Raw genomic sequence first — 9,018 nt, 5'->3', positions numbered from 1 at the left:
GGCGCCTCCAGCTGCGGTACAGCGGCCCTGGCCCGCGCGTCGCCCGCGTCGGCCGCCGCGTGCACGATGTCGCTCGCCGCGTAGCGGTAGAACTCCAGCTCCGGATGCGGCCACGCGGCGGCTCCGGTCGCGGCGGGCAGCAGATAGTCCACGGCCTTCAACAGGCCCTGCCCGTCCGGGCCTTGATAGGTCCACAGGTTCACACCGACGTGTCGGCCGATGGCCGCGAGCCGGGTGTACGCGACCAGGTCGAAGGTCGAGTAGTGCCAACTCCGGGTCCGCGCGAGCTCCTGCGGCTGGCTGCCGTCGCCCGCGATCTGCGGGTCGATGCGTTTGGCGCGCGCGTCCAGCACGGTCTTCCTGGCCAGCGCCTTGTCGCCGGTCGCGTAGGCGAGGGCGGCGAGCTGCATGTCGTAGAAGGTGCCGTGGTTGTTGGCGGCGGCGCCCTCCTCCTTGCCGAAGGCGCTGTTCTTCAGCCAGCCGAGGAAGTCGGAGTTCCATTTGGTCATCGCCGTGCGGTCGGTCCTGGTCCAGCCGGGGGCGCCGGTGCCGAGGATCGCGATGGCGTCGACGACGCTGGTGTACGACTGGGAGAAGTCGATGATGCCGATGGCGCGCCCGTCGTACTTGCACGGGATGAACTGGGCGTGGTTCAGGTTGGGGTTCATCCTCGTGGCCGGGTCGAGGAACCAGGTGCGCAGGACCTGGTCGGCCTTCTGCGCGTAGCGCTTGTCGCCGGTGTAGTACCAGGCGAGCGCGAGGTCGTACGTCGAGTCGAAGACCTTCTCGACGTCCTGGCGGTCGGTTCCCGTGTCGACCTCGGGGTTGCGCTGCCCGTCGCGCTGGACGTACGGGCAGCCCCAGGGGTTGGCGGCGGTCGGGGTGGTCGTGGGCCACCAGTACGGGGCCTGGCTCAGGTAGTCGTGAACATCGCCGCCGGGGGCGGGTTTTGGTTTGTCCACGACCGTCCAGGGGCCCTGGTGCAGCCAGTTGTCGGCGCGGGTCGTCAAGTTCCCGAGGGCGCGCCGGAGTTGGGGGTCGCCGTGGTCCAGGCGGAGCTTGGTCTGCTGGAGGCGGGCGCCGTCGAGGACGGCGGTCTCGGGGGCGGCCGGCGCCGAGTGCGCGGCGGCCGAGGGGACGAACACGGCTGTCAGCGTGGCCACGGCCGCGAGGAGGACGCCGAGGCGGGGTCTGGCACTCATACACCAACTCCAGTCACGTATATGAACGCAGTTCATGAATGGAACCGTGCGAGCGTAAGACCGTGCGTCAGTCGTGACAATGGTCCGGACCGGATTCACGTACGGAGATGGCGGTCAGCGTGCCAAGTCGTAGGCGTACGACGCCGTGAACGTGCCGGCCGCGCCCCGGCAGCCGTCCGACTCCCCCGGCAACTTGACCCACAGGTAGCCGTCGATCCGGGCCACCCCCGTGTTCAGGGTCGGGGCCCGGCCGATCTTCCGGCCCACCGGGTCGCACCACTGGCCGTCGGACGGGGCGCCGTTGCCGTTGCGGCTGGTGTCGATGACGGCGCCGAGGCCCGCGGGGCCGCCGAGGGCGTCGAGGACCTGGCGGTCGTAGGCGATCTCGGCCGAAGTGGCGTGGAAATTCGAGACGTTGCTGAAGATCCCGTCGGAGGACGCGGCGGAGGCCGCGCCCGCCTGCTTGAGCAGGGCCGCCTGTTGTCGGGCCGGGTTCCAGTCGGAGTGGCCCGCGTCGTAGTACACGCGGGCCTTCGGGTCTGCGGCCTTCAGGACGCGGCCCGCACGGGCCAACGCCGCGAAACGGTCGGCGCGTTGGGCGTCGGAGAGGCAGTCGGCCTGGGCTATGGAGTCGGGTTCCAGGATGACGACGACCTCCCCGGAACCCAGCCCCGCCGCGAAGTCGTCGATCCACCCGTCGTACGCGTCGAAGTCGGACGCCCCACCTTCGGAGGCCCCACCGCAGTCCCGTTCGGGGATCGCGTACGGCACGACGACCGGCACCCGATCCTGCGCGGCGGCGCCCGAAGTGACCGCGCGCACCCGGGAGGTGATCGTCGACGGCGTGAAGTCGGCGAACCACACGGCCGCGGGCTGGTCGGCGATCCGGTCCGCTATGACCTCGGTACGAGGGTCGTCCGGGTGGTCGCGGACCCAGTCGAGGACCTGGGACTCGGGGTGCCGGTAGAGACGGGGGGACACGGCCGCCGGCTGCTTCTTCCCGGTCTTCGTGGGAGAGGGCGCGGCGGTCTTCTTCGGGGTGGCGGAGGCGGAACCACTCGCCTTTGCGGAGACGGATGTTGACGGTACGTCAGGCAGCGGCACCAGCAGCGTCGCCCCGGTCGCGTCGGGCCGCGCCGCGTTCGCACCGCGCTCCTCGTCCAGCGCTTTGATCATGCCGGTCACGGTGCCGACCGCGACCACGACCGACGCGGCCACGACCAGCACGCTCCGCCGGGCGGCCCACCCGCGCCGCCGGCCACGCGAACCCGACACGCTGCCGCCCCCTCCCGTGCGTCGAACCCGTTCCCCCGTTCTGGGGAAGTGTCGGGCCCGCCGGCACCTCGGCCAGCCTAGGACTGGGACGCTGCCCCCATGGGGCAATTGGCACACTTCACCACACCCGTGGACAAGGTCGTCTCCCGGCTGCGCACGCTCGACGACGAGTTGCCCGCCCGGGACGGGATCGCCGTGTTCAACCGCGTCTACCTCGCCGTCACGGAGGCGGTCGACCGGAGCGTCGACACCGGGCGGTTCACGGACGCACGGGCCGCGATCACGCTGGACGTACGGTTCGCGGAACGCTACCTGGCGGCCGTGGACGCGGTCACCAACGGGCGCCGTGCACCCGCCTGTTGGCGCCCGCTTTTCCAGCTGCGCCGTCATCCCGGCGTACGACCGCTGCAGTTCGCCCTGTCGGGCATCAACGCGCACATCGGCCACGATCTCGCGCTCGCCGTGGTGGACGCCTGTCGTACGCTCGACTGCGAACCGGCCGACCTGGAGGACGAGTTCGACCGCGTGGGCGATCTCCTCGTATCACTGGAGGAGCGGATCCGCGAGGATCTGATGCCGGGTCCCGACCTGTTCCAGATCGCCGATCCGCTGACCCATCTGCTCGGCTCGTGGAGTCTGGAGCGCGCCCGGGACGCCACCTGGACGGCGGCCCGGGCCCTGTGGGCGCTGCGCGGACTGCCCGATGTCGCCGAGGAGTTCACCGAACGGCTGGACGCGGCGGTGGGGCTCGCGGGCCGGATGATGCTCACGCCGCTGCGCGGCTGAGGTGGCCTGATCCGGTCTGCGTGCGAGCCGCCTCGGAATCTCCCGGTGATCGCCCTACGTTGACGCACGCACCCGACTGCGAAGGAGCACCGGTATGACGACTCGGCTCGGCCTCGGCCTTCCCCAGATGCGGCAGTACAGCATCGGCACGGACGTTCCCGACGTGGCCCGCACCGCGGAGCAGATCGGCTACGACAGCCTGTGGGTCTTCGAGCGGGCCCTCTTCCCGGAACCCGCCACCCAGGGCCTCTACGGCGTCCCGGGTCTGCCCTGGCCGGACGCGTACCGGAACGTGGCCGAGCCCCTGGTCACCCTCACCCTCGCCGCCGCGGCCACCGAGCGGGCGCGGCTGGGCAGCAGCGTGCTGGTGGCGCCGCTGCACAACCCCTTCCAACTGGCCAAGTCCCTCGCCTCGTTGGACGCGGCGAGCGGCGGCCGGGTGATCGCGGGCCTGGGCACCGGCTGGTCGCTCGACGAGTACGCCGCCGCCGGTATCCGGCCGTTCGAGGAGCGCGGCACGGTCCTCGACGAGCTGATCGAGGTGTGCCGGGCGATATGGGGCCCCGACCCGGTGAAGTACGACGGACAGCTGACGAAGATCGCCTCCGCCGTGGTCGGGCCCAAGCCCGCCCGGCCGATCCCGATCATGCTGGCCGCGGCCAACAAGAAGGCCCAGCGACGGCTGGTCGACCACGCCGACGGCTGGCTGCCGGTGGGCATGGGCGCCGAGCAACTGGCCGCCCAGTGGCGGGAGTTGCAGAACCTGGCGGCCGAACGCGGGCGCACCGAACCGATCCGGACAGTCGTGCGGGTCAACACCGTGTACACGGCAAAGCCCTACGACGGACCCGACCGCCAGCCCTTCCACGGCAGCACCGACCAGATCGTCGAGGACCTGGTGGCACACGCGGCGGTCGGCCTGGAGGAGATCCTGATCGACCTCCAGACCACCCCGCGGGACGGCCAGGAGCTCAAGGACGTCGCCGCGGAGGTGTACGAGAAGGCGCGGGCGGCCGGGGTCTGAGCTCCGGCCGGCTCACCTTCGGCCGGTTGAACTCCCGTCAGTCCTCCGGCAGTTCAACCGGTGCGATCGCGTCGTAGACGTCCCCGGGACCGGGGTTGGTCGGGTCGGTCGTGCCGCCGAGCTGGTGCATGACGCCCCAGACCGCGTTGAGCGCGGTCTGGACGGCGCCCTCGGCCCAGCCCGCCGTCCAGGAGATGTCGTCACCGGCGAGGAAGACGCCCCGCTTGTCCTCGGGCAGCCGGTCCTGCATGAAGTGGGTGAACAGGCGCCGCTGGTAGCGGTAGTGGCCGGGCAGGTTGGCCTTGAACGCGCCCATGAAGTAGGGCTCGTTCTCCCAGGAGACGGTCACCGGGTTGCCGATGACGTGCTTCCTGATGTCGACCTTCGGGTAGATCTCGCCGAGCGACTTCAGCATGACCTCCATCCGCTCGTTCGCGGACAGCGGCAGCCACTTGAGGCTGTCGTCGCACCAGGTGTACGAGAGGCAGATGACGGCGGGTCTGTCCGGGCCGTCGTCGAGGAGGTAAGTCCCGCGCGTCATACGGTCGGTGAGCGTCATCGACATGACGTCCCGGCCCGTCTCCTCGTCCTTGTCCAGCCAGAACGGCCGGTCGACGGGCACGAAGAGCTTGCTGGACTCCATGTAGTGGGTGCGCTCGATCGCCGTCCAGTGGTCGATCGGGAAGAGCGAGTCGTCGCAGGCGATCTTCGAGAGCAGCATCCAGGACTGGGCGGTGAAGACGGCGGCCTGGTAGGTGCGGATGTCGCCGTTCGCGTCCGTCACCGTGATCCCGTTGCCGGCCGTGCGGTGCAGCCGGGTCACAGCAGGGCGGGGTTCGCCGTTCACGTGCAGGGACGCCAGCGAGGTGCCGTAGGGCCAGTGGACGGTCTTCTGCGGCTCGCGGTCCCAGAGGCGGAGCGGGAGTTGCTGGGAGCCGCCGACGATGCCGCGGTGGTGGTCGTCGGCCTCGGTGTAGACGACGCGCAGGATTTCGAGGATCGAGTTGGGGAAGTCGGTGTCCCAGCCGCCGGTGCCGAAGCCGACCTGGCCGAAGATCTCGCGGTGCCGGAAGGACTTGAAGGACTCGGAGTCGCAGAGGAAGCCGTAGAAGGTCTGGTTGTCGAGTTTCTCGACGAGCCTCGACCAGATCTCGCGGATGCGCGGGACGTCGCGTTCGCGCATGGCGCGGTTCATGTCGGAGAAGTCGGCGCCCTCTTCGAGGCAGGCGTTCCAGGCGTGCATCACGTCGCGGTAGACCTGCGGGAGGTCGTCGACCGTCGTGGCGTAGTGGGACTCGCCCTTGAGGTCGACGACCGTCGAAGGGGTCGCCTCCGCAAGGGGGTTGGGGAACGGGCGGGTCTCAAGTCCCACCAGGTCGATGTAGTGCTGGAGGGCGGTGGAGGAGGGCGGGAAGCGCATCGCGCCCATCTCGGCGGTGAGGGACGGGTCGCACCCGTCGAAGCCGACCGTCCGCAACCGGCCCCCGATCCGGTCGGCCTCGTAGACGACGGGTTTGAGGCCCATCTTCATCAGTTCGTAGGCGGCCACGATGCCGGACAACCCGCCCCCGATCACCGCGACTTCGGTGCCGTGCTCGGTCGCGGGTATCTGGCCGAGGCCCGCCGGGTGGGCGAGGAAGTCGTCGTACGCGTAGGGGAAGTCCGGCCCGAACATGGTGATCGGCGGCTGTCGCCCGTCGGCGTGCTGGACGGCGTTGGGCACCATGGACGTCATGGGGTAGGGACTCCTTGCGACAAAGCTTTTGAGGGGAGGGCTGGGGATTCAGGCCAGGGACCCGTAGAGGCCGGGGCGGCGGTCCTTCAGATACGGGTTCGCCGCGCGGGACTCCGCGAGGAACGCGGGGTCGACGTCGCCGAGGAGCAGTTCCTCGCCGCGGCCGGCCTTGGTGCGGGCGACTCCGTCGGGGCCGGCGAGCGTGGAGAGGCCGAAGAAGTCGAACTCCCCTTCCTGGCCGATGCGGTTGATGTACGCCACGTACATCTGGTTCTCCCAGGCCCGCACCGGGACCACGGACTCGGCGACCAGCTCGAACGGGTGCATGTTCGCCGTCGGGACGAGCAGCAGATCGGTGCCGGCGAGGGCGTGCGCGCGGACGGGCTCCGGGAACTCGACGTCGTAGCAGATCATCAGGCCGACGGTCAGGCCGTTCAACTCGGCCTGGACGACGGGCTGTTCGCCGGGGGTGAAGTGGGCGCGCTCGAAGTCGCCGAAGAGGTGGGTCTTGCGGTAGTTCGCGAGGCGGTCGCCGTCGGCGGAGATCAGCTGGGCCGAGTTGTGGACTGCGTCGCCGTCGCGCTCCGGGTAGCCGTAGGTGATGGCCAGACCGTGGCGGCCGGCGATCTCGGCGATCGTGTCGGCGGAGTCGCCGTCGGCGGGCTCGGCGAGGCGGCCGATGTCGTCGCCGATCGCGTATCCGGTGAGGAACATCTCCGGCGCGGCGAGCAGCCCGGCGCCACCCGCCGCGGCCCGGCCGGCGGCCTCGTCGAGGACCTTGAGGTTCTCGACGACGGAGCCGGGGCGGCCGGAGCTCTGGAGCAGGGCGGTGCGCATGTGTGTTCCTCACCGGTACGAAAAGGTTGAAGAGCCACCTATCGGGGGCCATCTAGACGGTACGGCCGCGGGGCTGGGCCGGACAAGAAGGAGCCGTTGCGCGCCGGTGAGCGTTTCGTTGCGTGCGGATGAGGTGGGCGGCGATTTGTTGCGTGCCGGTCGTTCCGGTGTCGCGGACCGGTTGTCAGACCTCGGGCGTAGGTTTCCGCCCATGAATCCTGACCTGATCAACCGGCTCGCGCCGTTCCGTGCGGAAGCACTGAGTCGCGGGATACCGCTCCAGGACGTCGAGGCGTGGATCGCCACCGCCCGTCCGTCCGGCACCCTCGTCACCCGTGGCGACGGGCCGGTCGTGGGCAGGTTCGGCGGGCCGCTGCTGCTGCCCGCCGACGCCCCCGACCCCTGGTACCCGTTACTCGCCACCCTCGACTGCGCGGCCCTGCCGGAGGGGGTGACCGGCCTCCCGCTGCCTCCCGACGGCCGCTTGCTGCTCTTCGGCTTCCCCGAGATGACGTACTACAGCGGTACGGCCGGTGAGGTCGTGTACATCCCCGAGGGGACACCCGTCGAGGAGCGGAACACGAAGTACCCCTGCGTCTACGGCGAGGAGGGGGACGAGTTCGACGACAGCGACTCGCTCGCCATTTACGAGCAGTTTCCGCAGGAGGAGCTGCGGCTGGCGCCCGATGTCTCGCTGCCGCACCACTTCCTGGGCCCGTCCCCGGAGCCCGGCGGTGAGACCGTCACGCTCCCCGGCCATCCCCGCGCCTGGGAGCTGGCCGAGGCGTGGGACGAGACGTACGGCGACATCGTCGTCGACGGACCGCTGCACATCGGCGGGTACGCCTCCCACGAGTGCACGGAGACGGACCCGGTCACGGACGCCGCGGCGGAGGCGGAACAGGCGCGACGGCACCGGACCGGGGCGGCCCACGGGTCCGCCGACGCCACAGAGCTCCCCGCCCCCGAGGAGTGGACGCTGCTCGCTCAGTGGGACGTCGGTCTCAACGGGCGGGAGGGATCCACCCTGCACTGGGTGGTCCCGCGACAGGATCTGGTCGAGCGCCGCTTCGACCGCGCGCACGTGTCGTTCTTCTGGAACCCCTAAAGGCAAGCGCCCCAGAGGGGCGCGAGGCTGAGTCGATATGCGGCTCCGCCGCGCGGGCGCGACCAGCCACGACGGACCCGCAGTCGACGCACGGACCTTCCAGCGGAACGCTTAACGGCGGGGCAACGCGAACACCGTGAGGACCGCCGCATGGTCCGACGGCCAGCAGTTGGCGGACACGTCCGGCCAGGGGCTGGGCGTGCCGACCACGAACGTCCGGGAGTCGAGCACGGTCAGACCCCGGTGCAGGACGTAGTCGATGCGGTCCTGCGGTTCAGCGCGCCCGCTGCCGTCCTCGTTCACCGGGTGGATCGGCGACCAGGTGTGCCCAGGGTCGGCGGCCGGGTCCGGGTGGACCTCTCGGTACGAGTCGCGCAATCCCGCATCCGCCGCCGCCTTCGTCACCGGCCATTCGACGTCCGGCCAGTCCAGGTGCGAAGGGCTGTTGAAGTCACCGACCAGCACAACGGGGACGGCGTCATCGGCCACCTCCGCGATCCGGCCGAGGGCATCCCGCATCTGGGCAAGCCGGAGGCCCTCGTGGGCGATCAGGTCGGCGGCCGGGAGCCCGTCGAAGGCGGACTCGTAGGGGCCGTAGGGCGTGTAGTCGAGGTGGCAGGTCCACAGGTCGATCTCGTGGCCCCCGACGACGGCGATCCGGACCCCGGCGGCTCCGTAGAAGCCGACGTCCGGGTCGCCGAAGCGGGCGGTGATCGGGTGGCGGCTGATCACGCCGAGGTTCTCGCCGGCCCGGTGGTGGTACCAGCCGAGCGCCTCGGCCAGCTCCTCGGCCGCCGTGCCGCCCGTCTCCTGGAGGCCGACCACGTCCGCGCCGGTCTCCGCGATGGCCTTCAGCTGCTTGGCGCGGTGGTCATCGACCTTGCTGCCGCCGAGCCAGAGGTTCCAGGTCAACACGCGTAGTTCATGTGCCGTGCCGGGCGTCACCATCGCACGCAGGGTCGCCGGGGTGACCCCGACGAGGCTCGCCCGGACCGTCCGGCCGGGGGCCGCGTCGATCGGGGCCAGCGACGGTACGGCGAGGACCGCGCAG

The 9,018-nt window shown here is 70.6% G+C and carries 8 protein-coding genes; 3 read left to right on the top strand and 5 right to left on the bottom strand.

Annotated elements, in window-relative coordinates; translation table 11 throughout:
• Positions 1–1,202: alginate lyase family protein (locus tag R6V09_RS38265; RefSeq protein ID WP_317886086.1), on the bottom strand; the 1,202-nt coding region annotated here is incomplete at its 3' end.
• Positions 1,203–1,316: 114 nt separating this feature from the next.
• Positions 1,317–2,429, bottom strand: a complete 1,113-nt coding sequence (locus tag R6V09_RS38260; protein ID WP_317886087.1) for a glycoside hydrolase family 6 protein — start codon at positions 2,427–2,429, stop codon at positions 1,317–1,319.
• 147 nt (positions 2,430–2,576) lie between these two features.
• On the opposite strand from R6V09_RS38260, the gene R6V09_RS38255 reads away from it, so the two are divergent.
• Together R6V09_RS38255 and R6V09_RS38250 are read left to right on the top strand one after the other, a co-directional pair.
• Positions 2,577–3,263 (top strand): DUF5995 family protein, encoded by a 687-nt coding sequence (locus R6V09_RS38255; protein ID WP_317886085.1) that lies wholly within the window; start codon positions 2,577–2,579, stop codon positions 3,261–3,263.
• Between the two features lie 94 nt (positions 3,264–3,357).
• Positions 3,358–4,287, top strand: a complete 930-nt coding sequence (locus R6V09_RS38250) for an LLM class F420-dependent oxidoreductase (RefSeq protein WP_317886084.1) — start codon at positions 3,358–3,360, stop codon at positions 4,285–4,287.
• Between the two features lie 37 nt (positions 4,288–4,324).
• On the opposite strand, the gene R6V09_RS38245 is transcribed toward R6V09_RS38250, so the two are convergent.
• Complete coding sequence (locus R6V09_RS38245; RefSeq protein ID WP_317886083.1) at positions 4,325–6,022, bottom strand: flavin monoamine oxidase family protein; 1,698 nt, start codon at positions 6,020–6,022, stop codon at positions 4,325–4,327.
• A gap of 48 nt (positions 6,023–6,070) precedes the next feature.
• The gene (locus tag R6V09_RS38240; protein WP_317886082.1) at positions 6,071–6,859 is read right to left on the bottom strand and encodes a carbon-nitrogen hydrolase family protein; all 789 of its coding nucleotides are present in this window, start codon (positions 6,857–6,859) and stop codon (positions 6,071–6,073) included.
• 211 nt (positions 6,860–7,070) lie between these two features.
• Between R6V09_RS38240 and R6V09_RS38235 the strand changes: the two genes are divergently transcribed.
• Positions 7,071–7,967 carry a DUF1963 domain-containing protein gene (locus R6V09_RS38235; protein ID WP_317886081.1) on the top strand — a complete coding sequence of 299 codons (897 nt, stop codon included), beginning with the start codon at positions 7,071–7,073 and terminating at the stop codon, positions 7,965–7,967.
• Positions 7,968–8,078: 111 nt separating this feature from the next.
• On the opposite strand, the gene R6V09_RS38230 is transcribed toward R6V09_RS38235, so the two are convergent.
• Positions 8,079–9,018, bottom strand: a 940-nt coding sequence (locus R6V09_RS38230; RefSeq protein WP_317886080.1) for an endonuclease/exonuclease/phosphatase family protein, incomplete at its 5' end; no start/stop codon positions are given.

The organism is Streptomyces sp. W16, assembly GCF_033194735.1.
Taxonomy (GTDB): domain Bacteria; phylum Actinomycetota; class Actinomycetes; order Streptomycetales; family Streptomycetaceae; genus Streptomyces.
Note: the sequence above shows the minus strand (reverse complement) of the source record. Positions and strands in the feature narration are given on the sequence as shown.